At 50.2% G+C, this 24,997-nt stretch carries 30 protein-coding genes; 13 read left to right on the forward strand and 17 right to left on the reverse strand.

Features of this window, described 5'->3' with window-relative positions; genetic code table 11:
* Nucleotides 1–79: 79 nt before the first annotated feature.
* Nucleotides 80–1,378, forward strand: a complete 1,299-nt coding sequence (gene ctpC / locus ACKFKH_RS20495; RefSeq protein ID WP_446860197.1) for a carboxyl-terminal processing protease CtpC — start codon at nt 80–82, stop codon at nt 1,376–1,378.
* Here ctpC and ACKFKH_RS20500 read toward each other — a convergent pair.
* The gene (locus ACKFKH_RS20500) at nt 1,375–1,575 is read right to left on the reverse strand and encodes a hypothetical protein (RefSeq protein ID WP_446860198.1); all 201 of its coding nucleotides are present in this window, start codon (nt 1,573–1,575) and stop codon (nt 1,375–1,377) included. The genes ctpC and ACKFKH_RS20500 overlap by 4 nt on opposite strands.
* A gap of 479 nt (nt 1,576–2,054) precedes the next feature.
* Between ACKFKH_RS20500 and ACKFKH_RS20505 the strand changes: the two genes are divergently transcribed.
* Nucleotides 2,055–3,449, forward strand: a complete 1,395-nt coding sequence (locus tag ACKFKH_RS20505) for a type IV pilus twitching motility protein PilT (RefSeq protein WP_446860199.1) — start codon at nt 2,055–2,057, stop codon at nt 3,447–3,449.
* A gap of 4 nt (nt 3,450–3,453) precedes the next feature.
* On the opposite strand, the gene ACKFKH_RS20510 is transcribed toward ACKFKH_RS20505, so the two are convergent.
* Entirely contained in the window at nt 3,454–3,576 is a 123-nt protein-coding gene (locus tag ACKFKH_RS20510) for a hypothetical protein (protein ID WP_446860200.1), read from the reverse strand.
* Nucleotides 3,577–3,590: 14 nt separating this feature from the next.
* Here ACKFKH_RS20510 and ACKFKH_RS20515 point away from each other — a divergent pair, with 14 nt between their 5' ends.
* Nucleotides 3,591–4,325, forward strand: a complete 735-nt coding sequence (locus ACKFKH_RS20515) for a Uma2 family endonuclease (protein ID WP_446860201.1) — start codon at nt 3,591–3,593, stop codon at nt 4,323–4,325.
* 864 nt (nt 4,326–5,189) lie between these two features.
* Here the strand turns inward: ACKFKH_RS20515 and atpC are convergent.
* The 5 genes from atpC to ndhC form a co-directional block, all read right to left on the reverse strand.
* On the reverse strand, nt 5,190–5,600 hold the full coding sequence (atpC, locus tag ACKFKH_RS20520; protein WP_446860202.1) for an ATP synthase F1 subunit epsilon: 411 nt from the start codon (nt 5,598–5,600) through the stop codon (nt 5,190–5,192).
* Between the two features lie 85 nt (nt 5,601–5,685).
* Nucleotides 5,686–7,143, reverse strand: a complete 1,458-nt coding sequence (atpD, locus tag ACKFKH_RS20525; RefSeq protein WP_446860203.1) for a F0F1 ATP synthase subunit beta — start codon at nt 7,141–7,143, stop codon at nt 5,686–5,688.
* 234 nt (nt 7,144–7,377) lie between these two features.
* Nucleotides 7,378–7,899: an NAD(P)H-quinone oxidoreductase subunit J gene (locus ACKFKH_RS20530; protein WP_446860204.1), complete on the reverse strand. Its 522-nt coding sequence runs from the start codon at nt 7,897–7,899 to the stop codon at nt 7,378–7,380.
* Nucleotides 7,892–8,617 (reverse strand): NADH dehydrogenase subunit K, encoded by a 726-nt coding sequence (locus ACKFKH_RS20535; protein ID WP_446860205.1) that lies wholly within the window; start codon nt 8,615–8,617, stop codon nt 7,892–7,894. Before ACKFKH_RS20535 ends, ACKFKH_RS20530 begins: the two co-directional genes overlap by 8 nt.
* On the reverse strand, nt 8,608–8,970 hold the full coding sequence (gene ndhC / locus ACKFKH_RS20540; protein WP_446860206.1) for a photosynthetic/respiratory NAD(P)H-quinone oxidoreductase subunit C: 363 nt from the start codon (nt 8,968–8,970) through the stop codon (nt 8,608–8,610). Before ndhC ends, ACKFKH_RS20535 begins: the two co-directional genes overlap by 10 nt.
* A 276-nt stretch (nt 8,971–9,246) precedes the next feature.
* Between ndhC and ACKFKH_RS20545 the strand changes: the two genes are divergently transcribed.
* The 6 genes from ACKFKH_RS20545 to ACKFKH_RS20570 all read left to right on the forward strand — a co-directional run bounded on the left by ACKFKH_RS20545 (nt 9,247) and on the right by ACKFKH_RS20570 (nt 11,578).
* Nucleotides 9,247–9,609 (forward strand): rubredoxin, encoded by a 363-nt coding sequence (locus ACKFKH_RS20545; RefSeq protein ID WP_446860207.1) that lies wholly within the window; start codon nt 9,247–9,249, stop codon nt 9,607–9,609.
* 56 nt (nt 9,610–9,665) lie between these two features.
* Nucleotides 9,666–10,679, forward strand: coding sequence for a photosynthesis system II assembly factor Ycf48 (locus ACKFKH_RS20550; RefSeq protein ID WP_446860208.1), 1,014 nt, complete (start codon nt 9,666–9,668; stop codon nt 10,677–10,679).
* A 161-nt stretch (nt 10,680–10,840) separates the two neighbouring features.
* Entirely contained in the window at nt 10,841–11,095 is a 255-nt protein-coding gene (psbE, locus tag ACKFKH_RS20555; protein ID WP_446860209.1) for a cytochrome b559 subunit alpha, read from the forward strand.
* A 26-nt stretch (nt 11,096–11,121) separates the two neighbouring features.
* Complete coding sequence (psbF, locus tag ACKFKH_RS20560) at nt 11,122–11,256, forward strand: cytochrome b559 subunit beta (protein ID WP_446860210.1); 135 nt, start codon at nt 11,122–11,124, stop codon at nt 11,254–11,256.
* A 9-nt stretch (nt 11,257–11,265) separates the two neighbouring features.
* A complete protein-coding gene (locus ACKFKH_RS20565) occupies nt 11,266–11,391 on the forward strand; it encodes a photosystem II reaction center protein L (protein WP_446860211.1) in 126 nt (41 codons plus the stop codon).
* A 67-nt stretch (nt 11,392–11,458) separates the two neighbouring features.
* Nucleotides 11,459–11,578 carry a photosystem II reaction center protein J gene (locus ACKFKH_RS20570; RefSeq protein ID WP_446860212.1) on the forward strand — a complete coding sequence of 40 codons (120 nt, stop codon included), beginning with the start codon at nt 11,459–11,461 and terminating at the stop codon, nt 11,576–11,578.
* Between the two features lie 101 nt (nt 11,579–11,679).
* On the opposite strand, the gene ACKFKH_RS20575 is transcribed toward ACKFKH_RS20570, so the two are convergent.
* The 9 genes from ACKFKH_RS20575 to pedR all read right to left on the reverse strand — a co-directional run bounded on the left by ACKFKH_RS20575 (nt 11,680) and on the right by pedR (nt 18,161).
* Nucleotides 11,680–11,808, reverse strand: a complete 129-nt coding sequence (locus tag ACKFKH_RS20575) for a photosystem I reaction center subunit VIII (RefSeq protein ID WP_446860213.1) — start codon at nt 11,806–11,808, stop codon at nt 11,680–11,682.
* A 201-nt stretch (nt 11,809–12,009) separates the two neighbouring features.
* Complete coding sequence (locus ACKFKH_RS20580) at nt 12,010–12,861, reverse strand: phytanoyl-CoA dioxygenase family protein (RefSeq protein WP_446860214.1); 852 nt, start codon at nt 12,859–12,861, stop codon at nt 12,010–12,012.
* A gap of 210 nt (nt 12,862–13,071) precedes the next feature.
* Nucleotides 13,072–13,293 carry a hypothetical protein gene (locus tag ACKFKH_RS20585; protein WP_446860215.1) on the reverse strand — a complete coding sequence of 74 codons (222 nt, stop codon included), beginning with the start codon at nt 13,291–13,293 and terminating at the stop codon, nt 13,072–13,074.
* A gap of 1 nt (nt 13,294) precedes the next feature.
* The gene (locus ACKFKH_RS20590) at nt 13,295–13,504 is read right to left on the reverse strand and encodes a hypothetical protein (RefSeq protein WP_446860216.1); all 210 of its coding nucleotides are present in this window, start codon (nt 13,502–13,504) and stop codon (nt 13,295–13,297) included.
* 33 nt (nt 13,505–13,537) lie between these two features.
* Nucleotides 13,538–15,550, reverse strand: a complete 2,013-nt coding sequence (locus ACKFKH_RS20595; protein WP_446860217.1) for a hypothetical protein — start codon at nt 15,548–15,550, stop codon at nt 13,538–13,540.
* A 133-nt stretch (nt 15,551–15,683) separates the two neighbouring features.
* Nucleotides 15,684–16,151 (reverse strand): photosystem I reaction center protein subunit XI, encoded by a 468-nt coding sequence (locus ACKFKH_RS20600; RefSeq protein ID WP_446860218.1) that lies wholly within the window; start codon nt 16,149–16,151, stop codon nt 15,684–15,686.
* 113 nt (nt 16,152–16,264) lie between these two features.
* Entirely contained in the window at nt 16,265–17,551 is a 1,287-nt protein-coding gene (hisS, locus tag ACKFKH_RS20605; RefSeq protein WP_446860219.1) for a histidine--tRNA ligase, read from the reverse strand.
* A gap of 20 nt (nt 17,552–17,571) precedes the next feature.
* Nucleotides 17,572–17,862, reverse strand: coding sequence for a hypothetical protein (locus ACKFKH_RS20610; protein WP_446860220.1), 291 nt, complete (start codon nt 17,860–17,862; stop codon nt 17,572–17,574).
* A gap of 17 nt (nt 17,863–17,879) precedes the next feature.
* A complete protein-coding gene (gene pedR / locus ACKFKH_RS20615; protein ID WP_446860221.1) occupies nt 17,880–18,161 on the reverse strand; it encodes a photosynthetic electron transport-dependent transcriptional regulator PedR in 282 nt (93 codons plus the stop codon).
* 226 nt (nt 18,162–18,387) lie between these two features.
* On the opposite strand from pedR, the gene ACKFKH_RS20620 reads away from it, so the two are divergent.
* The 3 genes from ACKFKH_RS20620 to ACKFKH_RS20630 all read left to right on the forward strand — a co-directional run bounded on the left by ACKFKH_RS20620 (nt 18,388) and on the right by ACKFKH_RS20630 (nt 23,480).
* Complete coding sequence (locus ACKFKH_RS20620; protein WP_446860222.1) at nt 18,388–20,781, forward strand: PP2C family protein-serine/threonine phosphatase; 2,394 nt, start codon at nt 18,388–18,390, stop codon at nt 20,779–20,781.
* Nucleotides 20,782–20,935: 154 nt separating this feature from the next.
* Complete coding sequence (locus tag ACKFKH_RS20625) at nt 20,936–22,618, forward strand: CHAT domain-containing protein (RefSeq protein ID WP_446860223.1); 1,683 nt, start codon at nt 20,936–20,938, stop codon at nt 22,616–22,618.
* A gap of 199 nt (nt 22,619–22,817) precedes the next feature.
* Nucleotides 22,818–23,480 (forward strand): hypothetical protein, encoded by a 663-nt coding sequence (locus ACKFKH_RS20630; protein WP_446860224.1) that lies wholly within the window; start codon nt 22,818–22,820, stop codon nt 23,478–23,480.
* 118 nt (nt 23,481–23,598) lie between these two features.
* Here the strand turns inward: ACKFKH_RS20630 and ACKFKH_RS20635 are convergent, their stop codons facing one another.
* On the reverse strand, nt 23,599–23,769 hold the full coding sequence (locus ACKFKH_RS20635) for a hypothetical protein (protein ID WP_446860225.1): 171 nt from the start codon (nt 23,767–23,769) through the stop codon (nt 23,599–23,601).
* Between the two features lie 378 nt (nt 23,770–24,147).
* On the opposite strand from ACKFKH_RS20635, the gene ACKFKH_RS20640 reads away from it, so the two are divergent.
* Complete coding sequence (locus ACKFKH_RS20640) at nt 24,148–24,996, forward strand: hypothetical protein (protein WP_446860226.1); 849 nt, start codon at nt 24,148–24,150, stop codon at nt 24,994–24,996.
* The last annotated feature ends 1 nt before the right edge of the window (nt 24,997 follow it).

Raw genomic sequence — 24,997 nt, forward strand, 5'->3', positions numbered from 1 at the left:
TTGCGCTCCAGCGATCGCTCATCGTCGCCTATGTTAAATTGAGCATAATCTTTTAGTCACTCTTCACGGTTCTAGCGGTATGACGATTACGAAAAAAGCAATTGTCCTTAGTGCAACGGCCGCAGCAGTCACGGCAGTAATCGTTACAGGAGCAGGGCTGCAACTCTCCAAAAGCCAGGCGCTTTTTCGTGAAAGTCCTAAAGAAATTGTCGATGAAGTCTGGAACGTAATCGATCGCAGCTATGTCGATGGCACGTTTAACCAGGTTGATTGGAAAGCCCTGCGGATGCAGTATCTCAATCGCAACTACGCCAGCAAAGAAGAGGCGTATAAGGCAATCCGCGAAATGCTGAAGAAGCTCGGCGATCCCTACACGCGCTTCATGGACCCTGCCGAGTTCAAAAATATGCAGATTGATACCTCTGGTGAACTGACCGGGGTTGGGATTCAATTAGCAGCAGATGAAAAAACGAAAAAACTGACGGTCATTTCCCCTGTCGAAGGCAGTCCGGCCTCCTCTGCGGGCGTTTTGGCCAAAGATATTATCACCAGGATTGACGGCAAAAGTACCGAGGGTATGGATGTCAACAAGGCTGTAACCCTGATTCGAGGGCCCATCGGGACACAGGTAAAATTGAGCGTTTTAAGGGGCGATCGCGAACTCGAATTTCAACTCAAACGCGCCAAAATTGAGATTCATCCCGTCCGCTTTAGCGTACAAAAATCTCCTACAGGGGGAAACATTGGCTACATTCGCCTCGTCCAATTTAGTGCCAACGCTGCGCCCGAAATGCGGGAGGCCATTCAAAACCTAGAAAAGCAGCAGGTTTCTGGCTACATTCTGGATCTGCGCTCCAATCCTGGCGGTCTGCTCTATGCCAGCGTCGATATCGCTCGAATGTGGCTTCAAGACGGGGGCATCGTCTCCACGGTTGACCGTCAGGGTGAAAGCGATCGCGAAACCGCCAACCGTCGGGCGCTTACCGACAAACCTCTGGTTGTTTTAGTGGATGGGGGATCTGCCAGCGCAAGCGAAATCCTCTCAGGGGCGCTCCAAGACAACAAGCGAGCGACGATCGTCGGCACTAAAACCTTTGGAAAAGGACTAGTCCAATCCGTCAGAGGCTTAGGAGATGGGTCAGGAATGGCCGTCACGATCGCCAAATACCTGACTCCTAACGGACGCGATATCAACAAACACGGCATTGATCCCGATGTCGTCATCGAACTCACCGACGAACAGCGTCAGGCATTGGTGCGCGATCGCGACAAGATTGGCACCGCGGCTGATCCACAATTTGCCAAAGCGCTGCAAGTTCTCAACCAACAGGCGGCCGCCAAACCCCAAGCAGTCCAGGCAGAGTCAAAACCAAATTAATCAGGCTTGCATTTACCCGCCCGAATTAGACCGACCCGACGAGCGATCGCCGCTCCCGGTGACTCAAAGGGGCCCCACTGCTCTGTCTGAGTGACCTGAGCCGAAGATTCATTCCCAACCACCACTTCGCTGGCTGGCACAACTTCACAATGTCCATCTGTTTGCTTGATCACATACCAGGCTTCTATATTGCTCATGCTGTTCCTTGACCGCTCAATTAAGGACTAAACAATCAGTTATCTCTAGTTTAAAGTGTGCCACCTGCACGTTTGGACAATTAACACCATGCAAACATCCTTTATCTTATTTAATAGATGCGGCAGGGTGTGCTCAAAAAACTTTAATTTGCGACTTAAACCATGCGGGTTGGCAAAACCCGGTTGAAAGGTTTTCTTGTGATGAGAAGGTAGCGTGTGAGCAGCATTGCTTTCTACCAACCCCAGACACGCTTGATATAGCATCTGAGCTTTTGGGCAGTCTTAGTAACAGTTAGGGGTCTGTCATTTCAATGACTTAAAAAGCGTAAAAACTTTGTAAAACACTGACTCATTCATAAGCTAAAGAATTGTTCTAGTTGCGCGCTCACCCCCAGTAGAAAACTAGATGACCTACCGTTAGTTCGCTTTGACCAGACCCCGCAGCACCTTTAAGGGCCTTCTCATCACCACGCAGGAATATGACACCAGAAATACAGCGTCCGTCTATCACGCCTCCTCCAGTGCCTCGTGTTCCCCCGGCTCCTCCTCCACCCATGCGGGTTTCTTCGACTAACACGACGATCGAAATTAGTGAAGCCACCGCCGAAAAACCAGATGCAACCCTGCAAACTCTGGCCATGCCGCCCTCACCCACGACTTCTAATTCAACCAATATTGTGTCGTCTATTGTGTCGTCACCCGCAGGGCCACCTGGGTCGCAGGTTTCGGCTCCGCCCCCTCCCCCGCCTGTCACAGGTCACCGTCCCGCTGCCCCTCCGTCCGTTCCGGGAACTGCTCAGAGACTGTCAAATGGCTCTCCTAGACTCGATCAACTCATTCGGACAGCTTTTGATAAAGGGTTTTCAGACGTGCATCTGGGTGTGGGAGAAGTGCCGCGCTATCGCAACCGAGGAGAAATCGAATCAACGGAGTGGCCAGAGACCGATCGCGAAACCTTTTTTAGCTGGTTAAGAGAAATTCTTACAGAAGCAGAGATCGCCCAATTTCAGGAAACTCTGGACTTTGACGGAGCAACCCAGTATGAATTTGCGCGCGTTCGGATTAATATTTTTGACTCACTGCATGGGCCAGCGATGGTTCTGCGGCTGATTCCGCTCAAGATTTTGACGTTAGAGCAGTTAAATCTGCCGCCTGTCTTTAAAGACATTTGCCACTATCACAAGGGGTTAGTCCTCGTCACGGGGCCGACTGGTTCTGGGAAGTCAACGACGCTGGCAGCGATGATTGACTACATCAACAAAGAGATGCCCAAGCACATTATTACGATCGAAGACCCGATCGAATTTATTCACAAGAGCCAGAAAGCGCTGATCAAGCACCGAGAAGTGGGAATGCACACCTTAAAGTTTGATAGTGCTCTAAAAGCGGCTTTGCGGGAAGACCCTGATCTGATTCTTGTAGGTGAAATGCGCGACAAGGAAACGGTCAACACGGCGCTCAAAGCGGCTCAAACTGGACACTTGGTCATGGGGACGCTACACACAAATAGCGCAGTAAAAACGATCGAGCGGATTCTCAGCCTTTACAACCCCAGTGAGCAAGAGCCGATGCGGGTTTCGCTCGCAGAATCTCTAGTGGGAGTCATCGCCCAGGGGCTGTGTCGGACGACTGACGGCAAACGGGCTGCATTCCATGACATTTTGATTAACACAGACGCGATTAAAGACTACATTCGCAAGGGTGACATTGACGAGATCGAAGCCATCATTCCCAAATGTACGTTTGATGGAATGTGTACGATGAATCAGTCGCTCTACAAGCTTTATGAAGCGGGACGAATCACCGAAGAAGTCGCCCTCGAAATGTCACCAAAACCAAATGAAATGGCCCAAATGCTGCGCGGTCGAGTGTAGAAGCTTAGAGGGTTTCATTCAAATTTCTTAGCGTCCCCAGACGACGATCGACGGGGTCGATCGTCGTCTGGGGACTTTTTTGATCCGATAGTACAATCCAGTACAATCTTCCATAAGGCAAACCCATGAAAAGGCACTGCTATGACCTCTTTTCTAAGCCAACTCAACTACGATCCAGATACGATCTACCCAGAATCTGACGGCAATCCGATGACTGAGAGCGATCCAACCCGCGATTATTTGGTCTACAGCGTTGAAGCGTTGAGTATTTATTTTCAGGAACGATCGGATGTCTATGTCTCAGGCAATTTGTTTGTTTATTACGAACGAGGTGTCCCGGATGCCGTGGTGTCGCCGGATGTCTTTGTGATTTTTGGCGTTGAGAAGAAGAAGCGACGCACTTATAAAGCTTGGGAAGAAGGAAACAAGCTCCCTTCATTTGTTCTGGAAGTGACTTCTAAGACGACTCGCGGCAACGACGAACAGGATAAGCCACAGAAGTATCAGCGCATGGGTGTATTGGAGTACTTTCAGTATGACCCGACGGGCGATTATCTAAAGCCGCCGCTCAAAGGTTCGCGCTTGATTGGGAATCGCTATGAGCCAATTCCAGTCACGACTTTGGCCGATGGCAGCGTTTCGATCTACAGCCAGACACTTGCGCTCGATCTGAGATTAACAAACGGTGAATTGCGCTATTACGTTCCTCACACAGAGACAAAGCTCTTAACTCACGCTGAGACAGAACAGGCGCGACAAGAAGCAGAACGATCGCGATATGAAGCGATTCCTCGTTTGAGGGAAATGGGGCTGACCGTGGAGCAAATTTCTGCTGCACTAAATTTGTCCGTTGAGCAAGTCAGACAACATCTCTAAGCAAATGCTCTGAAAAGACAATTTTGCACCTAACCAGTGAGCAGCTAGGGAGGCACTTTGCTACTTAATCATAAAACTCATCGTTTCTAGAACCAGATCTAGAAGTTTCTACAAGATGTTGCTTCCAAATCGGCTTATATTGCCGACAATATTGGTTGAAGTTTGGCAGCCTATGCGAGGCTGAATGGGAATCCATTTTGTTAGCAGCGCATCAGCTAAAGAATTAGTAGAATGCCACACGTCCTTGAAATCCTCTCTAGCATGAAGTCTCGTTGCGTATTCAAGAGTACTGAGAACAGCGGATTCAGTATTCTGCCAGTAAGCGGCAAGAGTCTCCTGTAAAATGCGACTGGTTAGGCACACGTGAATTTTTTCCAGTGCAGGTTTGTAGAGCATTAGATGCTCGGCAATGTAGTCTGCGAGTTCTTCGTCCAGATCTGCCTAGAAAAGATACTTTCGTTTGAAGATCTCAAGCTCAGTCTCAAGCTCAGAAAGAGGGCAGTCAAAATTTTTTACTGCTTGACTAATTTCAGAAATGCGATATGTAATTTCACCTGCCATACCAATCCCGCCATAGCAATACAGCTTATCTTATCAGCAGGCTAGATTCAGTTCAAGCGTTCTACCTGTATCAAGTTAATTGAAACGAGTTCAGCCGCGCTTGAGGGTTTTCAAATTTTGCGTATGGTCTCTCTTTTCGTCGGCTGCAAGGGGAGGTTAAATTGCAATTGAAGTAATTGTAGCAGATAGTACAAGTGTAGTTATACTGCAATTTAACGATGAATTGTCACGGAAAAGCTGAAGGACAAAACAAAAAGGAGGGTTTGACTCCCTCCCTGTTGGGTCATTGAATGATTAAAGTTTCTAAATCGATCCGCCTGCGGCTTGAAGTCGGGCACGGGCACGTTTTAGCGCTTGAGTTGCCTGAATCTGTTCTTGCCTTGAGGTACTAGACTGCATCTGGTTGAAGCGGGATTCAGCCTCGGTGTAGGCAGTCCGAGCTTCTTCAAGGTTGATGGTGTCTCCTCGTTCGGCACCGTTGACGAGAATAGTCACCTCGTTGGCTTCCACTTCGGCAAAGCCTCCCAAAAGGGCGATCGGCACCCATTTTTTGTCAGCCCGAACGCGCATCACACCCGTATCTAGGGCTGTCAACAAAGGCGCGTGACCGCTAAGAATACCCAGTTGCCCAGTCGTGCTAGGCAGAATCACTTCGTCAGCCACAGAATCCCAAACTGTTTTGTCCGGAGCGACGACACGAACTGTTAAAGCCATAATTTTCTCCAAAGTTAAAAGCAGTGTGACTAAAACAGTTTGAGGATCAAACCATCCGAGATTTGGCTAAATCCTCAAAACTTTTCTACTTGCCTTCTGCCTTCATTTTTTCGGCTTTGGCGATCGCTTCGTCGATGTCCCCAACCAGATAGAATGCTTGCTCTGGGAGGGCATCCAGTTCACCTGCGAGGATTTTTTTGAAGCCTGCGATCGTTTTCTCTAAGCTCACATACTTACCAGGCGATCCGGTGAAGACTTCTGCCACAAAGAAAGGCTGAGACAAAAAGCGCTCAATCTTGCGGGCACGAGCCACAGTGATGCGATCGTCTTCCGACAACTCATCCAGACCCAGAATGGCGATAATATCCTGAAGCTCTTTATAGCGCTGAAGGGTAGATTGCACAGCACGAGCGGTGTCGTAGTGGTCATCGCCGACGATCGCAGGTTGCAGCATAGTCGAAGTCGAATCCAACGGATCAACTGCTGGATAAATTCCTTTTGAGGCCAAACCACGAGAGAGAACGGTGGTGCCATCCAGGTGAGCAAAGGTGGTAGCAGGCGCGGGATCAGTCAAGTCATCCGCAGGCACGTAGACGGCTTGAATGGAGGTAATTGAGCCTTCCGTCGTCGAGGTGATCCGCTCTTGCAGATCGCCTACATCGGTTCCTAGAGTCGGCTGATATCCTACCGCAGAAGGCATCCGTCCCAAGAGAGCAGACACTTCAGAACCCGCTTGCACAAATCGGAAAATGTTGTCCACAAACAGCAAAACGTCTTGCTTGTTGACATCGCGGAAGTATTCGGCCATTGTCAGTCCTGACAAACCAACCCGCATTCTGGCTCCGGGCGGCTCATTCATCTGACCATACACAAGCGCGATCTTGGAGTCGTTAAGGTTATCCTTTTTGATCACACCAGATTCCATCATTTCGTTGTAAAGGTCATTGCCTTCACGGGTGCGCTCACCCACCCCAGCAAATACCGATACGCCGCCGTGGTTAGTTGCAATGTTGTTAATCAATTCCATCATGATCACGGTCTTGCCCACACCTGCCCCACCAAACAGACCAATTTTGCCGCCCCGACGATAGGGAGTCAGCAGGTCAATCACCTTAATGCCCGTCTCAAACACGGAGGGCTTAGTTTCTAGCTCGGTCAGTTTAGGAGCAGCGCGGTGAATCGGCAGAGTTTCTGTGTTGCCTACGGGCCCCTGATTATCAACAGGCTCACCCAAGACGTTAAAAATGCGTCCCAGGGTTGATGGCCCCACAGGTACACTGATTGGCGCTCCAGTATCTACGACTTCCATGCCACGAACTAAACCGTCTGTAGAACTCATGGCAACGGCGCGAACCTGGTTGTCACCGAGAAGTTGTTGAACTTCACAGGTAACGGAAACTTCTTGCCCAGCTTCATTAGTGCCTTTGATGGTGAGCGCGTTGTAGATCCGAGGCATCTTGCCGTTGGAGAACTTTGCGTCTAGAACGGGCCCAATAATTTGTGTGATGTAACCGATGTTCGTTTTTTCTGCGGTGGTGACCATGCTTACGCCCTACTCCGTGGTTCAGCTATTCAAACAGTTTGATAATTTGCGCGTTACCGCCATTTTTCAGCTTATCACTGAGGGGTTACAGATGATTAAGCGGTTTTTGGGAAGCAGCGCGCGACTTGCAAACCAGTCACCTCAAATCAAAAGCTCCCCTTAGCGTGACACAGAGGAGCCTTTATGAGGAGTTCTACAGGTTTGACGAGTGCAGTTTGACCAAGGCGGGTTTGACTAATGCGCGTCCTGCAATTCGTAGAAGTCTTGAGAAACGTAGTCCTTACGCAGCGGGAAGCCCTGCCAATCTTCAGGCATCAGAATGCGCTTGAGACTGGGGTGACCTTCGTAGATGATGCCAAACATATCGTAGGACTCGCGCTCTTGCCAGTCAGCCGCTTTCCAGATCCAGTAAACTGAGGGGACTTTGGGGTTGTTACGAGGCAAAAAGACCTTGAGGCGGACTTCATCGGGGCGATCGGCGTTATCGCTCAATTTTGCTAGATGATAGAAGCTAACCAACTCCTGCCCAGGGCCGGCATCATACGCGCCCTGACACTGCATATAGTTAAACCCGTAGGCATACAAAGCCGTCGCAAACGGAATCAACAATTCTGCATCGACTTTGATGACCTCAACACCGCTGGCATCCAGACCCATTGATTCATGCTCAAAGCCGTTTGAGGTTAGCCATTTAGACGTTTTGCCTGCTTCAACAATAGGAGCAGCTTCAGTCGTTTTGGTTTCTTCTTCAGCCACGATCGACCCCCTCTTTCTCGGTTGCTTTGAGAGCAGGAGCCACAGGCAGACCCATTGCTTCCATCAGCTCTGGAGGGGGCGCTTGACGGGTAGCTTCTGCTAGATATTTGCCGTCGTGAACGGGTTCCACAATCTCCATGTTGTGAGTGGTGCTGTAGTAGCGATGAACCTGCCGCAGATTGCCGCGTTCTTGCATCGACTCGTTGGAGATTTTTTTGCGAAGCTTGATAATGGCATCAATAATCGCTTCGGGGCGAGGCGGGCAACCCGGTAGATAGACATCCACAGGAATTAATTTGTCAACCCCACGCACCGCGGTCGGAGAATCAACGCTAAACATGCCGCCCGTAATTGTACAGGCACCCATCGCGATCACGTATTTCGGCTCGGGCATCTGTTCGTAGAGTCGAACGAGAGCAGGAGCCATTTTCATGGTGATCGTGCCAGCCGTGATGATCAAATCAGCCTGACGAGGCGCAGAGCGGGGCACCAGACCGAAGCGATCGAAGTCAAATCGTGACCCAATCAAAGCGGCAAACTCAATAAAGCAGCAGGCAGTTCCAAATAATAAAGGCCAGAGGCTCGACAGTCTTGCCCAGTTGTAGAGGTCGTCCACGCTGGTTAAGATTACATTCTCAGAAAGCTCTTGAGTGATTTTGGGACGCTCGATCGGGTTGATCAATGCCCCATTGGTTGTAAGTTCAGAATTCATGACCATTCCAACGCTCCTTTGCGCCAAGCGTAGACCAGACCGACAATCAAAATACCGATAAAAATCAAGGCTTCAATAAACGCCAACAGTCCCAGCCGACTAAATGCCACTGCCCAGGGGTAAAGAAACACCGTTTCTACATCGAAGATCACGAAGACCAGGGCAAACATATAGTAGCGAATGTTGAACTGAATCCAGGCTCCTCCGATCGGTTCCATCCCTGATTCATAGGTAGTGCGACGCTCAGGGCCGCGACGACTGGGGCGAACCAGCTTAGAAGCCGTTAAAGCCAAAATGGGCACTAGTGAGCAAACTAGTAGGAAACCCAGGAGATATTCGTAGCCGCTCAGGACAAACACAGTGATTAGCCGCCTCTTACGAAAAAGTAAGTCAGAACATTTGTGTTACTTCTGCTTCACATTATAGAGTGACACGGTTGACCTCGCCGCCCGAAAAGCTTGACGATTCGAGAAATTTGCCCGGAAATATTCTGAACTCCTTCATAAAGAGATTTCTATATCTAAAGGAGATCCCGGAGGGTAAAAAATGTATTTCTTAAGGGCCTGGTCATAATGTCATAATAATTAACGGAGATTTTAAGATTGGCAGTCTAGTCCTCTACCCCTCCCTCAGCCATGAGTACCGAAGAAGAAATTGTCAGTCCAGACGCGATCGCCGAAGAACCCAGATCCCTCGATCGTCATGAGTGCGCCGCTTGCGGATATGTGTATGAACCCGTGAAAGGGGACGATCGCCGCAAAATCGCGGCCGGAACCTATTTTGAGGATTTGCCCAAAGATTGGCGCTGTCCAGTTTGTGGCGCACCCACTTCACGCTTTCAAAACATCGGCCCCGTAGGGAGCGCCTCTGGGTTCAAAGAAAATTTGAAGTATGGATTAGGGGTCAACACGCTCACGCCGGGACAAAAAAACCTCCTGATTTTTGGAGGGCTGATTGTGGGGTTCATCTTCTTTCTGAGCCTTTACGGGCTGCAATAGTAGAAGCGAAACCTCCATCGAACGTAAAAAGAAATTTGTATCAGAGATTGAAAGCGATGCACTGGATTGTGAGAGCCTGGAAACAATTTGTCATATTGTTAGCCGTAGTTTTGCTGACAACTGGCTGTAAGTCTGTCTTTTTGCCCGTCCTCAGCAGTAACCCGTGGGAGCAGATTGCGCTGCCCGTCGAGGAAAACCTGTTGGACATCAGCTTTACCGATGATCCCAATCATGGCTGGCTGGTTGGCACAAAATCGGCGCTGTTGGAGACGCTAGATGGCGGCAAGTCCTGGAGACAGAGAGTTTTAGACCTGGGCGAGCAGCTCTATCGCTTTAGCTCTGTTAACTTTTCTGGTAAAGAAGGCTGGATTACTGGACAGCCCTCCATTTTGCTTCACACCACAGACGGCGGGAAATCCTGGGCGCAGATTCCGTTGAGTGAGCAGTTGCCAGGTTCACCTAGCACGATCGTTGCCCTCGCCCCCAAAACCGCAGAAATGACCACCGATCTGGGAGCCATCTATCGCACTACGGACGGCGGCAAAAACTGGAAAGCAATGGTCAACGAAGCCTTTGGGGTGGCGAAATCCATCGATCGCTACGCGGACGGTTCCTATGTAGCGGTCTCTTCGAGAGGTAACTTTTTCTCAGTGTGGAAGCCCGGAGACGATATCTGGCATCCCTACAACCGCAACAGTTCTCGCCGTCTTCAGAGCATGGGCTTTACCAAAGATGGTCGCCTGTGGATGTTGGCGCGGGGGGGTCAAGTTCAGTTCAGCAATTCTCCCGAAAATCCAGAAGACTGGCAAGAAGCGCAAAATCCTGAGTTTGCCACCAGTTGGGGGCTGTTGGATCTGGCCTATCGCACTCAAGACGAGCTTTGGGTAGTAGGCGGCAGTGGCAACCTTTTATGTAGCTTTGACAATGGCAAGACCTGGCAAAAAGACACCGACGTTGAGAACATTCCTGCCAACTTTTATAAAATTACCTTCCTCAGCGAGGATAAGGGATTCATTATTGGTCAGCGGGGGACTTTGTTGAGGTATCAAGGAGCCGCAAAAACTGCCTGAAATGGCTAAAGAATTTGTCGTTTTTGAGGTCGTTTTTAGCTTTGAAATTGAGCGCGGGATCAAGAACGGTAAATTGGTGAGAGGACTGACTTGTGAGGACTTTCATAGTCCCGTATGATGAGAGTAACAAGCTTTTGATTGTTGTCTGCGGAGGAATCTAAATGGCTGGTACTACTGGAGAGCGCCCCTTTGGCGACATTGTGACAAGTATTCGTTACTGGGTGATTCACAGCATCACCATTCCTGCTTTGTTTATTGCAGGCTGGCTGTTTGTGAGTACGGGTCTCGCTTATGACGTGTTTGGAACGCCTCGCCCCAACGAGTATTTTCCGGCGGCGCGGCAAGAAGCTCCGATCGTCAACAATCGCTTTGAAGCGAAGCAGCAAGTTGACAAATTTGTGAAAGGTGAACAGTAAGCATCTCAATAACAATTCAGAAAAATATGACTAGCAACACTCCAAATCAACCCGTTTCTTATCCGATTTTTACGGTTAGATGGTTGGCAGTCCACACATTAGCCGTTCCAAGTGTTTTCTTCTTGGGCGCGATCGCTTCCATGCAGTTTATTCAACGATAGGAGAGACCAGTGGCTATCAAAGGCGCACCAAACCCCAACAAACAGCCCGTCGAACTTAATAGAACTTCGCTCTTTTTGGGCTTGTTGATGATTTTCACGCTGGGCATTCTTTTCTCTAGTTACTTTTTCAACTAGAAATCTTTGGGCAGTTTCTTCTGTCTAAATTCGGCTACAAACACTTGTATTGTTGGGAGGTAAGACTGTGAGCGGTGGTGGAAGAATTCCTCTGTGGGTTGTCGCAACTGTGGCAGGAACAGGGGTTATCGGGCTACTTGGATTGTTTTTCTATGGAGCTTACGCAGGGTTAGGCTCTTCAATGTGAGCTTGTGTCTTCTAGTGTAATCACTCAACTAAAGACTCCAAATCAAGAAAGCCGTCTATCTAATCAGATAAGGCGGCTTTTAAAGTAACGTTTTAATCAGGTTAGATGCCTGTGGGATCTTCGCGCTCAATGTACAAGAACAGCAAGCCCATGACAACAACGGGCAAGAGCCAGGTCACGATCGGGATGAGAATCCAGGGCAGATATGAGGCTGCGTATGAACCTGTCATAAGAATGTTTCCTATTGGTTGCTAGATGATTCCATTTGTGAATTTACCTGTGAAGGGTGACACACAGTGACGATTCTTAAAATTCTTAACAGTGGAGTGGGGACGTTGAAATGGCTTCCCAGAGAAGTTTAGTGATCCGATCGCTGGATTCTTCCGCTATAGAACGTTCCGACTGAGCGGATGCAAGTAACCTTTGTAACATCACCAAGGTCTTCCAACAGTCCGCTCCAGTCGGGTTGTTATGCCACCCACGTCTGACTTTCTCAAAGCTCTACAAACAGCCTCTTCAATTGGTATGGAAGACGTTTCTTTGTCTATATATTTAATCGGAGACGTTTCCTTGTCTGCACCCTCAAAGGCTCCAACCGGGTAAAGCGGTGGCTGCGTCATGAATCGAGGTTGAGAGCCACAATTGATCTGGGCGGCATGAACCAAAAATGGATGGCAGAGGTAAACCGTCCCCGCTGCTCCAGTCGCAATCACTTCAGGGCAGTTTGCCGTGGCACTCACATCAAAATCCGTTAACCCTTCTTCCCTAGCAGGTGCAAGGATTCGTGCCACCTCCAGATGCGAACCTGAACGAATCCGAGTCGGTGCGTCTTGCTCACCCACATCCGAAAACAAGAACAACATCAACAAGGCACGATCGCGGGAATGGATATTGATGCGCCATGTTGAATAATCATTCGGGTCTGAGTTTTCGCCTGGGAAGCTTGAGTCAATGTGCCAACCTGTGTCGCCGGGGTCTTCATTGATTGGAAAGCGCACAATGCAATATCCTGAACTAAACCTTGGTTGCCATCGCCCCTTCCCCACAAGCTGATCGAAGGCGGTACGCAATTTCCGTGTGTTCGCTGCTTGTACAAACGGTGGTTCACTGTGATCCGGAGTCCGAATTACAGGCTTCTTCCAGGTTGAGCAATCGTCGGGGTCGCACCCAGTGTCAGCCCAAAAAATCTTGCGGCATCGATTTGCAAGCTCACGAGAAAATGCCTGCTCGACCCGAACATATCCGTTGGTAATGAACTGTTCAACTTGTTCGTTTGTCAACATTTGGGCTGATGACTCCATAGACGATCGCGCAAGAGCCTGTAAACTCTGCCGATCATACTACATGATACTACAAAACTGCAATTGCTTGGACTCCGAATACTCATAAATAACTTTTAGGCTACTGTCCCCACTCAAGATTTAGCGGCATAACCAGTCATTCTGGTCTCTAACCCAAAGCACAAGATGAAAAAAGTGAACGTGTGTCTAGCTTCACCACTCCAAACGAAAGAGCAGGACGATCGCCGCCGCAATCATTGCCGTCCCAGTTACCCAACAGACATATCGATAGGCACCTGCGATCGTTCCCTGAGCCACCTGATCGGGATGTTGAAGTTTTTGGCTGGCGTAACGGGACTCAGCAACAATCGGAGACAAGATCACCACCGTTCCCAAACTGATAATTAGCGCTAGAAGTGCGATCCCTGGAGTCATGTTAGTCAAACTCTGGTGACCACAGATCCGTAACTTCCACTTCCCAGCCGGGGAGAAGGTCGGGAATTGTGAGGCGATCGCTATCTTCCAGCGTCACGGGTTCTGCTTTAGAGCGATGAATCTCAACCCAGGACTTTTCTGGATTAATCAAAATTCGCACTCGTGGGAAATCAGATTGCAGCTTCTCTAAATCTTTGGCGGTCAGCGTCATAAGATTCGACGGAATTTTTAACGTGAGCGGGGCTTACACTTCAAAGTCATCCAGAGACAGGTCGGGCAAATTGGGCGGAATGACAGCGCGATCGACCACAACTTTATGACTTTCTCGCTGGGTTGAGACTTCGACAGCGATCGCTTCGAGTTGGATTTCTAAACTACCAAAGGGTACCGTCAACTGAGTGCTGGCTTCGAGATCGCCTAAGCCGTTGGGATTGAAATCGACCAGCCAGCGAGGGCCATCTAACAAAGCGCGAGTTTGGCGATCGTTAATCCAAAATTTCACATAAAACTTGGGCAACAGATTGGGCAATTTGGCTCTGACCAAAATCGGTTGTCCTGCAATCAATTCCTCAGTGGTGACTTCCAAAGTTGGCGTGGGCACAGGCTCGTCGTCGGCTAAAAGTAGCGGATTAGCAACAGGTTTGGCCTTTTGTCTGAGGGAAAAGGCCGATTCTGCGGGTTCGTCATCCACCACTACTTCGTGAGACAAATCAGGATCGACGGGCGGTTCTTCTGCCGATTCAAAAATTTCTGCTGATTCTGCGATCGACTCAGTTTCAGTCAAAGCGCTCTCCTCAGACACCACAAACGGATTAGCGGCCGCCTTCAACTCCTCTGACAGGTCGGCATCGCTGGCTAAAGAATTGAGCCGACTAAAAAACCGATCCTGCAAATTTAAAGCCTGGAAAGCCGACTGAATGGGCGAGCTTAAAGAAACATCTGCTGAGTCAGGCGCTGGAGGCAAGGCAGGCTGGTCAGGCAGGGAAGGCTCCTCTGAGTCGATCGCCAGTTCAAGCTGGTTAAGATCTGCCTCAAATGGATTGTCAGAGATGGCTTCAGGACTAGCTTCTGGCTCAGTAATCGGAGGCGAAAAAGACGGGAGATCTAAACTTTTTTTGCCCTCTTGAGACGCAGGTGAATAAATCTGAGGGGGTAGCGGTTGAGCGGCGATCGGTCTAAAGTCAGACGGCAGCGCTTTGGACGGGTCAACCAGATCCAAAAAAGACAGGTTTAGCTGAGAAGTTTGGGGGGCGGGCTGACTAGGATTGGCAGACGCTTCTAGGGCTTGTTCTAGCGACTCCTCATCGGGGGCCATTCCCTCAGAAACCGACTCCAGCAGATCGCTCGCATCCGCCATCAGCGTAAAAGACTGAGTAACCAACACAGACGGCGCTTGAGACGGTTGACTCAGGTCATAGAGAGTAAGTTCGCCCAGCAGCAAGCGTGCTCTAAAGTCAACTGGCAATGCCAACTCAAACGCTAACGGCATGGGAAGCGGCTGGTTGAGAATGAGTTCGCAAGTCTCTAGCAACACATCTGAACTTTGGGGATCGCGCAGTGCGGCCTTTAACTCTGCGGAAGAGAGCATTAACCCAAAAGAAGTCTCTACAGACGCAATCTGACCCGTCAAAGTGAGTGTCTGTCCGCGATGCGCGACAAAGGTTTCTTGAGTCAGCGTGATTTGTAGCGGAGGCAAGGCTTGAGCCACCAACTGGGCAGATTCGGCTGTCTGTGACAGTTGTTCGGCAATTTGCAGCAGGCGATCGACGGATGAATTGCTGACGGGCGGTGGTTCAGGTGGAGATTCTTCAGGCGAGTCCGTTTCAGCCGTTTCAACAGCCGCCTCTTCAGATAGACTTTCCCAGTCAGGCTCCCAATCGTCAGCATCCTCCTCGGCTGCTCTGGGCACCACATGAAGCTGAATCGAGGCTTGCCACCCGTTGCCCATCAGATCAGACATGAGATCGCCAGAACAGTTGAGTTCCCAGATTCCAGGCTTGAGCGAAGTAAAGGGGATCACGACCACCAGCCCATCTTGATTGGTGCGGTGCGATCGCTTTTGAGTTCGACGTTTGGGCGGAATTTCGTCGGTTGCCTGATGGGTAATTCTCACCTCGACATTAGAATTTTTACGATGCGATCGCGCCACAATCCGATATCGCCCTTCTAGAATTTCTACATCAGACGAATCAAGCGGCAACCAGGAGCGATCGCCCTCTTTTTGCAATAGAAATTCCCAATAATCCGTCTCAGGCATAAGTCAGGTTTTGCGGCTTGAAGGTTAACCTGTTTGTTTTGAGCATTTTACCTGAGTCTCTGGGCAAACCTTAAAAAGGGCCTGAATGTTATCAGCAATCAGGCCCTCACGTCGATAAACAGTTCGAGAGAATTTAGTTAAATCCGCCTCGGAAAATACCATCGACGATCGCGAAGTTGTTGAGCAAGAAATAAGCCACAAACGCGCTACTCATCGCACCGACAAAGAAACCTCCTGTAAACTGTCCCCAGCCTTCAGAAGTTTTGAGCGGATCATCAGAGGGCGTTTCGTCTTGAAAGGACACCAGACCATAAGCAGAGAGGCAAATGGTGGCGATCGCAATCAAAGCCGCCCCAGAAATCAAGCCCCCCAGAGCCGCCACATCCGAGTCCCGCAGCGGCCCAAGTTTGACCCAGGGGCCAATCAAGAAGTAGCCGTGAGCCAGACCAACTTCTAGACCGCGCAGCAAGGGAGAAACGCCCTTACGGTAAGCAGGCAGGTTGCCGATAAAGTTGCGAGTAAACGCAGAGTCGTTGATCGGAGTTGAGAGGTTTCCTACGAAGGGGTCGCCGTTGTAGGGTTTAATCAATTCGTCAGCCATAATGTTTAGATTTCCGAATGATTCTGAATAACGACAGCAGAATTTGAGACTCATTTTAAGCAAGCAGGGGGACGGATTCGTGAAAACCGCTACCTGGCTTTAGAAAAGTTCACTTATTTGTCATCTCTCAGGCGGGAGATTTGGCTTCTCAGCTTCTCTGTCATTTGGGAGAGGTCTGATTGAGCGATCGCCGTCTGTTCCCCTGTTTTCAGCCATTTCAACTGCACCGTTTTGCTTTCTGCTTCGGCATCTCCGAGAATCAAGCAGGCAGCGGCACCACTGCGATCGGCCCGTTTAAACTGTTTGCCAAAGGCACTGCCGCTCAGATCCAATTCGGTGATGAAGCTCGATCGTCGCAGGTTTTGCGCCACAACTAAGGCTTGAGATTCCGCCTGTTCTCCTTTAGAAACGATGTAGAAGTCAACCTTAGAAGACTGCGCCGTTTCAAGTCGCTGCAAGAGGATCACCAGACGCTCTAAACCCATTGCCCAACCGATTCCTGGCGTGTTAGGGCCGCCCAACTCTGCGACCAGTCCGTCGTAGCGTCCCCCCGCGCAAACCGTCGCCTGCGATCCCAGGTCATCGGACTGGATCTCAAAAACCGTGTGGGTGTAGTAGTCCAAGCCCCGCACCAAGCGATCGTTGACCCGACAAGAAATTCCCAAATCCTTGAGAAGCTGCTGAAGGCGATCGAATCGTTGCTGAGACTCCGCACCCAAATAATTCAAAATACTGGGGGCATTGTCGAGAATTCTCTGAGTTCCAGCATCCTTACTGTCGAGAATTCTTAACGGATTGCGCGTCAGACGATCTTGAGAATCCGTGTCCAGTTCAGCCTTAAAGGGAATCAGATAATTGATCAGCGCCTCTCGGTATTGTTGGCGATCGTCTCCATCCCCAATCGAATTCAACTCAATCCGCAGATCCTTCAATCCCAAACTTTGCAGAATGTCGGTTGCCAGCGCGATCGCTTCCGCATCCGCTCGAAAGTCAGCGCTCCCCAACACCTCCACCCCCAATTGGTGAAACTGTCGCTGTCTTCCTGCTTGTGGCCGCTCATATCGAAACATCGGCCCCAGATACCAGAGACGCTGCACACCACCTTGAGCCTGTAGACCATGTTCGATAAACGATCGCACCACACCAGCCGTTCCTTCTGGCCGGAGCGTTAAGGGTCGATCGCCCCGATCCTTAAAGCTGTACATCTCCTTGCCGACGACATCCGTCGCTTCCCCGATGCCGCGCTCAAATAAGGCCGTCTGCTCAAAAATCGGGGTTCTAATTTCTTGATAAGCCGCCCGACTCAGCAGGTCACGAGCGATCGCCTCAATGCGCTGCCACTGACCCACCTCATTGGGCAAAATATCCCGCGTCCCGCGAATTGCTTGAATTGAACTCATTTAACCTAAACACTTAAACGTTAGTCTGCCTGAACTTCTTTTTCCCAGGCACCATAGCGATCGCCATAGTAAGCCAAAATCCGATCCACCTGCGATAGCCCCTTAACACTGACTCCTGAAACCTCAACCCACAGACTCTCGATCTGACTTTGCTGATAGTCAAACTGAGACGACGATTGAGCGGTCAGCCCCGCCTTGACACCCTCCACCTGCGACAAGTGCGCCGCAACCTCCCGATACACCGCCAAAGGCAGCCCCGCACACCTCACCAAATACCGCAAACCCCTACACTCCTCATCCAAACGCTTCATCCCTCATCCCTCATCCCTCATCCCTTCCCATTCGGGTTATACGGCGGCAGGGTACAGCAATTGACCTCATCAATACAAACCTTGCCCCACTGCAATGCCCAACGGACAAGCGCAACCCGATTCTCAGTCTCCGTTTTGGTCAAAATATTACTGATATGGTTGTCAACCGTTCGTTTACTGATTTCTAGCTTTGCGGCAATGTCCTGATTGGTCAGGCCAATGGCTACTAGCTCAATGACCTGCAACTCCCGCTCCGACAGAGGAGCCTGGGCTTGCGCTTGAGATTCGCCCTCAGCCATATCGTTTTCCTACGCTGTGTATATCTACTTATTGTGGCTCAATTTTAGAGGGATTCTGGTCAACCGTAAAAGCCTTGGGACTAACATGAAGAAGAATCGCAGCCTTTTTAGGTGAAATGTGAGTCGATTGAACATAGACTATTGAATTCAGACGATCGCCAACTTCGATCGCCCATTCCCTTCAATCTTCTCGTGTTCTGGCTGGCAGCACACCCCCTAACCCTCAATGGATAACGATCGTCCCATTCTCCAATGCCCCAATTATTTTTGTCAGGCTCTCAACCCAGAAAGCCACAAGTTTTGTCACAAGTGTCGAACGCTGTTGCTCAAACGATATTTGTGGGCGGTGGGTCACTTGGAGAGCGATCGGTCTGGAGATTTGCTAGGAGATCGTTATCTGTTTAAGTCTGACCAAATTCTGCTCGACACCAAACCCGGTGCCCCACCCGAAACGCCCCCCGAACTGCCCCCTCGCTGGGAAAGCTATCTGAGACTTTTTCCCTATCGTCTGCATGTGCCGCAGGTCTACGGCTGGATTCGAGACAAGGAGCGACCCCTTGCGGGTAACTCGAAGAGCGCGACCTCACCCATCTATTTGTTAGAAACTGCTCCTATCTATCCCGCAGGAGCCACCCTTGAGGATTCTGACTTAGCAGGGCAACTCATGCCAACCCTAGAAAGCCTCTGGTCAAGAAGTACGCCGCTTCGTCAACTGGACTGGCTCTGGCAGATCGCTTCTTTCTGGCAGCCCTTCAGCTCAGAAAAAGTAGCTTCCACCTTGCTAGATCCAACTTTATTAAGGGTTGACGGAGCCTGTCTAAAACTATTAGAGCTGAAATTTGACAAGCAGCCTCCCGATTTGTCTGCCCTGGGTCAACTTTGGTCAACCTGGAATCAGCAGCCTGATGCGAGTGATCGATTGCCGATCTCGTATTTCACCCCAAGCAGACAAGTGCTCCAGTCTGAGTTTCTCACGCCGCTCTGTGACCAACTGATCCAGGGGCAAATTACCCACGCTGATCAATTATTGGATCTGCTGGATCAGGGCATTGCAAAATATGGACAGGTCGAGCGACAGATTCAGATTGCTACCGCAACCGATCAGGGGCCGAGTCGCCAAAGCAACGAAGATGCCTGCTATCCACCGGGTGGGTCGGTCTTGACGGTAAACCTGTCTGAAAATCAAGCAAACCCACTGGTAATCGTCTGTGATGGAATCGGGGGACATGAAGGTGGAGAAGTTGCGTCTGGGTTAGCGATCGCCACCCTTCAAAGTCAAGCCGAAAGCCTCTTTGCCAGCAATCTTGACGCAGCCACGCTAGTCGATGGGCTAGAACGAGCTACCTTTGCCGCCAATGACGCAATCAGCCAGCGCAACGACACCGAACAGCGACACGAACGCCAGCGCATGGGAACGACCGTCGTCATGGCTCTAGCGCACAAACACGAACTCTATATCACCCACGTTGGAGACAGTCGCGCCTATCGTATCACTCGCACAGGCTGCTATCAGGTCACTTTGGATGACGATGTTGCTTCTAGAGAAGTGCGTTTGGGGTATGCCCTTTACCGAGATGCCCTACAGCAGCCCGCGTCTGGATCGCTCGTTCAGGCATTGGGAATGGGTAGTTCTGACTTTTTGCATCCCACCGTCCAGCGATTTGTTTTGGATGAGGATTGCGTATTTTTACTTTGTTCAGATGGATTGAGTGATCACGATCGCATTGAGGAAGTTTGGGACAGCGAAATTGCTCCTATTTTGGATGGCAACGCTGACCTTGGAATTGTTAGCCAGCGCTTGGTCGAAATCGCTAACACCCGCAACGGACACGACAACGTGACGATCGGGTTAGTCTACTGCCGAGTCAATAGAAGCGAATCCACCCCGACTCCATCTTCGATCAACTGGCAGCAGTCTGCGAGAGAGAGCAGCGGAGCGACCGCCTTGCCCCAGGCTGCTGACGATTCCCCTGACGAAACCCCGGTTAGAACTCAAATTATTCAGCCACCGCGATCGCCCTTTAGCTGGCTCCCACCGTTCTTGACGCTAACGGCCCTGTTGGGCGTGAGTGGACTGCTGCTTTATCTACTGGTGCCAGAACTGCGGGCCCGCGTTAACCCGATCGCCGTAGAACCGTCTCCACCCCTCACAACGCCCTCTCCGGAGCCAATTCCTAGTGCAGTCCCCACGGACAGCCCGTCTCCTACTGTTGGGGCATCGATAGATTCGGCAAATCCTTTGTTGGCGGTTGGCTCGTTTGTCAGGCTCGACCAAAAACAAAAGGATCTGACGGTCAAAAGCGTTGATCTCGGCTCAGTCAATCTGTTGAACTTGCCTGGGCCGGCGGATGCTACTTCTGCTACTTCTATAGTGGGGCGAGTCCCCATTGGCAGTATTTTGCAAGTGGTGGGCAAACAAACAATGACCGACCAGCGATCGTGGCTGCGCTTAAAGGTTTGTTCGGTAGCAGGCAGCGCGGCAACTTCCTCAAGCACTCCCCTTCCCAGGCTGGTCAAACCCGGAGAAGCAGGCTGGCTAGAAGAAGCGACGATCGCGCCTTACGTCGCCCAAAATTTCAGCATCAAACCAGACCAGCTTGGACAGTGCGCTTCGCCTTGATGGACTGCTAACGTCCCGATGTCCCAAAAAATTTAAGCCCAAAAGATTTAAGCCCAAACGTCAGCCAAGTCGATAAACTAAGAAACAGGTGTGATTGCCCACCTCCCTCTGCATCTCCTGGTCTTTGTGAGGATTCCTTGTTCTGCGTCTGTGAATGTCATTGTCTGAACTTCCCTGTTTAAGCCTAGCGATCGAACGCCTCCGCGCCACCGAAGCCAATCACTTTGCGATTCATGTGATTCAGGCTCCTTATCGAGGTGGATATGTTTTGCATGACAGCATTTGGTCTGATGCCCTTGATCAAGTCTGGAACGCCTGGCAAGAGCTATTTTCTGCCCGAAGTCTGCCCAAAGTTCCCCACGTTTCTGAAGCCAATACCCCCCTGCTGACGCTAGCGGATGTCGCTCAGTCACCGGGGCAGCCTTCTCGCAGCGTCCGTTTGATGCAAACTTTGGGGATTAGCCTCTGGCAGTGGCTCTTTGACGGGCCGATTCAGGGCAGCATCAATCAAAGCCAGGGGATCGCAATGGGGCAAAACAAGGCGCTGCGGCTGCGGTTAGACATTCGAGATCCCGATCTGATTGCGCTGCCCTGGGAAGTTATGCAAAGTCAGGCGGGCAAACAGGCCGTTTCGCTCAGTCAACAACTGCTGTTTAGTCGCACGACCAGCGATGTCGATGCCCTACCCGCGTTGAGAACTGACCAGAGTTTGAGCATTCTTCTGGTTTTGGGACAGGACGCTGCGCCAGATGTTCAGCCGATTTCTGGTGGGTTAGATGGTCGTCGTCGATCCGAACTTAAGAAACTCAAGTTAGAGCAGGAAGCGCTGGCCCTGGCGAGAATTTTGCAGTGTCCTGACCATCAGGAAGACGCGAACGACTCGATTTTGCACAGTGCCAGTCGCTATATGGCTTCTTGTCAAGTCGATACCCTGTTGCAGCCTACCCCGGCTGAGTTAATCGATCGCCTCGAAACCGGACAATATAACGTTCTGTTTTATGCGGGGCATGGGGTGCCTGCGCCCGATGGAGGACTGCTGTTTCTCCGACCAGACATGACGCTCAATGGGACAGAGTTGGCTCAAGTGCTAACTCGCTGTCGAGTCAAACTAGCCGTCTTTAATGCTTGCTGGGGCGCACAACCCGATCAGCAAGGCTATCAGGCCATTCCTCGGAGCAGTTTGGCGGAAGTGCTGCTGCATCATGGGGTTCCGGCGGTGCTGGCGATGCGGGATTCCATCACTGATCAGGAAGCGCTGAGTTTTATTCAGGCGTTTGCTCAGGCGTTGGGAGAAAGAATGCCGATCGACCAGGCGGTGGCCGTTGCTAGACAGCATCTTTTGACGTTGTTTAAATTCAATCAGCAAGCTTGGACGCTGCCCGTTCTCTATATGCATCCAGAGTTTGACGGCGAGTTGCTCAAGCCGTGGGATGAAGGATTGACGCAAATTCCCCGCAGTCCGAGTCAGTTTGGGCGCAAAGTTCCGACGGCTTCGCTGCGATCGATTGAGAGTTCTAAAATCTGGACGGTTCGTGGTGGACTGATGCGGGTGGGCATGAGTGACGATAATGATTTGGTGCTGCGAGGCGAACCGGGCGTTTCTCGAAAACATGCTGAAATCTTTTATCGCAACTCTTCTCCTGATCCCAATCAGCCCACTTATTTTTTGCGCGACTTTTCCCGCTATGGCACCTGGCTCTATGGTGGAAGCGGTTGGCAAAAAGTTCATCATCAAGAAGTATTGTTAGAGTCGGGCGTTCAGCTAAAATTCGGAGGGTCGCAAAACTCGGTTTTAGAGTTCTCGATCGCTCACCCAGAACTCTCTGACACGCGATAAACACGATACAGAATGAGCATTTCTCGATTTGGTGTAACCGAGTATTTGCCGTTCCGCCTTGTGTAATATCGGTTCAGGAAGTGCTATTTATGCATGATTCGTAGAATTGGTGAGTTTCGTTACGGAACCTGTAACAGCGAGGCTGTAGGTATCAACAGCAAACGTTCAAGTCATTCAGTGGATGCGGGAATTTTCAATCATGGCAAACGAAGTAAGTCGGTCTCATCTCGGTGCAAATCTTCAAGCTCAAGTCGAACAAGATCTGGCAAACGCACTCCTTCAAACAGACGATGTGATTTTGCGCTGGCAGCCCACCGAGTTGATCGAGACGGCTGAGGTAGAGGTGCTTGAAAATCCTCAAGGGAGAATCTCTTACCCCTGGAATCCTGCTAATCCTGCTGCGGATAGTTTCTTTACCGAGTTAGAGCAAGGCTTTTCGCTCGATGATTGGCAAGAGAGTGAGATTACGGCTCGATCGACCACCTTTTTTGCTCACCTCGATCACCTCTGGTCAGCTAACTCTCTTCAAACGAGACTGACTCAAAAGTTTGCGGCGATGCCCCAGGCGTTTCTCAATGCGATCGCTCGTCAGGCTCAACAGGTTGCAGAAGCTTCTAATTCGCTGGCAGACCAATTAGTGCTGTGTGTGCAAGAAATCTTGCCAGCCTGGGCAGACGAAGATTTGCAGGTGTTGGCTCGTCCTTTGGCTTATGCGATGCGTGATGAATCGGATGCGATCGACTCCACGCTCAAGAGTATTCGTCCGGTTGAGTGGAGTGAGTTGTCTGAAACAGAGCAGGCCAAAATGAGTTTGGCAGTGGCGCGCTATGCGATCGACCAACTCAATGCTGACGCTCAATAGTGTCAAAAAGATTTACGCTGAAAGTCTATCGACAATAAACGGTGAATGATAGTCCGGTTGGTTTGGTCACTCACCGTTTGTTAATTGAATGGAATGTTCAGTTGTGGTTTCGTTAGATTTACTTGGGGCACTGCCGCCCGATTGAGACTTGCAACACCAGCAAATTCATCCTGACACAATGGTTTTGTTGCAAACCCCATTCTATATAAAGTGTGATGGCTCCAAATACCATTAGCGCGATCGTCAGTGCAGTCTTGAGATGCTCGACTTTCACTTTGGATGTGATCACAGGATTTTCGGGAAAAACTACAGATCATCTATTAAAGCGCAAGCCAGCGATTCTGTAATCTATAGCTGCACAAATCTTATCTTGTGAAGTAACGGTTAAGTCGCCGCTAAAGCAGAGATGCCACTGATCTATTTCTGATCTATTTAATATTTATTTAATAAACTAATTGAGTCAGCGTTAGACAGCCTTTGAGGTAGATATCTTTTTAGCCGATGACGTACGATCGTGCTCAATTGAATTTAGAGACGGGCGACTTGTTCTCTGATAGGTACACACTCTAATAGGTACACATATGTATACCTAAGTATGTATAACGTTGAAGTTGTCTAGTTTGCGTGGGTTAGTTCAAGTTTGACGAGTGACAGTATCATTTGAATCATGTCTTTGCATAGGCTTATGAACTGGTTGCCGTTTCTTGATCTTTCTACCCTGCTGGCCCAAACGCCGGCTCCTTCTGATAGTCCAGCTTCGGTTGAGTTGTTGCGGCAGCAAATCGAGTTTCTCACCAGGGAGAACGCGCGGCAAACGGCAGAATTTACTGAAAAGCTGAAGCTAATCACGGATGAAAATAAGACGCTCAGCGAGAGTTTCAAGAATTTTATTAGCACAATGCAGTTTGCGCTGGTGGGTTTTGCCGCCTTGAGTGCAGGGATTACAGGGGCGATCGCTTATATCTTTAAGACCAATCTAGATGATGCCAAGCAGGTTGCAAAGGATGGGATCAATCAGCGTGTGGATGCTTATATGAGCGATCTGCTGGATTCAAAGCTGGAGGTGGTGCGGCGAACGTTGCAAAAAGAGGAAGTGATCAGTTCGACGTTGGTAGATTACTGTTTGTTGAGCAAAACGGCTGTCCCCACTGAGTTTGAACTGCTGAATGGAAGAGGGTTTCGATCAGTGCGCCTGCGGCAGGAAGAAACACAGCTTCGGCGATCGTCGGCCCAAGTCGTCGTTCTGGATTTGGAGAATTGGGTGAATGGGCAGGGGTTACGGTTTCCGACGTTGCCAGAGGGAGAGCGCGAGCAGACCGCAAAACAGCAGGTTGATGTATTGTTGGATATTTTGCCGATCGAGGTGGTGCTAGTCGTCTATGTGCGATCGACCGTGAAGTATCTCTTTTCGGTGCCCAAGGATCGCTATGTTTCGCCTGCCAACAATCCCATTACGCTAGTCGGAATGGTGACGGACGCAGCCTATGTAGCGGCGGGAATGAAGGGGCTGAGTTAAG

This window comes from Phormidesmis sp. 146-20 (assembly GCF_052939475.1).

Bases quoted from the DNA above. Each gene is read 5' to 3' on its own strand.
- ctpC (WP_446860197.1), top strand. From the start codon at position 80: ATGACGATTACGAAAAAAGCAATTGTCCTTAGTGCAACGGCCGCAGCA.
- ACKFKH_RS20500 (WP_446860198.1), bottom strand. From the start codon at position 1,575: ATGAGCAATATAGAAGCCTGGTATGTGATCAAGCAAACAGATGGACAT.
- ACKFKH_RS20505 (WP_446860199.1), top strand. From the start codon at position 2,055: ATGACACCAGAAATACAGCGTCCGTCTATCACGCCTCCTCCAGTGCCT.
- ACKFKH_RS20510 (WP_446860200.1), bottom strand. From the start codon at position 3,576: ATGGGTTTGCCTTATGGAAGATTGTACTGGATTGTACTATCGGATCAA.
- ACKFKH_RS20515 (WP_446860201.1), top strand. From the start codon at position 3,591: ATGACCTCTTTTCTAAGCCAACTCAACTACGATCCAGATACGATCTAC.
- atpC (WP_446860202.1), bottom strand. From the start codon at position 5,600: ATGGCTTTAACAGTTCGTGTCGTCGCTCCGGACAAAACAGTTTGGGAT.
- atpD (WP_446860203.1), bottom strand. From the start codon at position 7,143: ATGGTCACCACCGCAGAAAAAACGAACATCGGTTACATCACACAAATT.
- ACKFKH_RS20535 (WP_446860205.1), bottom strand. From the start codon at position 8,617: ATGGTCATGAATTCTGAACTTACAACCAATGGGGCATTGATCAACCCG.
- ACKFKH_RS20545 (WP_446860207.1), top strand. From the start codon at position 9,247: ATGAGTACCGAAGAAGAAATTGTCAGTCCAGACGCGATCGCCGAAGAA.
- ACKFKH_RS20550 (WP_446860208.1), top strand. From the start codon at position 9,666: ATGCACTGGATTGTGAGAGCCTGGAAACAATTTGTCATATTGTTAGCC.
- psbE (WP_446860209.1), top strand. From the start codon at position 10,841: ATGGCTGGTACTACTGGAGAGCGCCCCTTTGGCGACATTGTGACAAGT.
- psbF (WP_446860210.1), top strand. From the start codon at position 11,122: ATGACTAGCAACACTCCAAATCAACCCGTTTCTTATCCGATTTTTACG.
- ACKFKH_RS20575 (WP_446860213.1), bottom strand. From the start codon at position 11,808: ATGACAGGTTCATACGCAGCCTCATATCTGCCCTGGATTCTCATCCCG.
- ACKFKH_RS20580 (WP_446860214.1), bottom strand. From the start codon at position 12,861: ATGTTGACAAACGAACAAGTTGAACAGTTCATTACCAACGGATATGTT.
- ACKFKH_RS20585 (WP_446860215.1), bottom strand. From the start codon at position 13,293: ATGACTCCAGGGATCGCACTTCTAGCGCTAATTATCAGTTTGGGAACG.
- ACKFKH_RS20590 (WP_446860216.1), bottom strand. From the start codon at position 13,504: ATGACGCTGACCGCCAAAGATTTAGAGAAGCTGCAATCTGATTTCCCA.
- ACKFKH_RS20595 (WP_446860217.1), bottom strand. From the start codon at position 15,550: ATGCCTGAGACGGATTATTGGGAATTTCTATTGCAAAAAGAGGGCGAT.
- ACKFKH_RS20600 (WP_446860218.1), bottom strand. From the start codon at position 16,151: ATGGCTGACGAATTGATTAAACCCTACAACGGCGACCCCTTCGTAGGA.
- hisS (WP_446860219.1), bottom strand. From the start codon at position 17,551: ATGAGTTCAATTCAAGCAATTCGCGGGACGCGGGATATTTTGCCCAAT.
- ACKFKH_RS20610 (WP_446860220.1), bottom strand. From the start codon at position 17,862: ATGAAGCGTTTGGATGAGGAGTGTAGGGGTTTGCGGTATTTGGTGAGG.
- pedR (WP_446860221.1), bottom strand. From the start codon at position 18,161: ATGGCTGAGGGCGAATCTCAAGCGCAAGCCCAGGCTCCTCTGTCGGAG.
- ACKFKH_RS20620 (WP_446860222.1), top strand. From the start codon at position 18,388: ATGGATAACGATCGTCCCATTCTCCAATGCCCCAATTATTTTTGTCAG.
- ACKFKH_RS20625 (WP_446860223.1), top strand. From the start codon at position 20,936: ATGTCATTGTCTGAACTTCCCTGTTTAAGCCTAGCGATCGAACGCCTC.
- ACKFKH_RS20630 (WP_446860224.1), top strand. From the start codon at position 22,818: ATGGCAAACGAAGTAAGTCGGTCTCATCTCGGTGCAAATCTTCAAGCT.
- ACKFKH_RS20640 (WP_446860226.1), top strand. From the start codon at position 24,148: ATGTCTTTGCATAGGCTTATGAACTGGTTGCCGTTTCTTGATCTTTCT.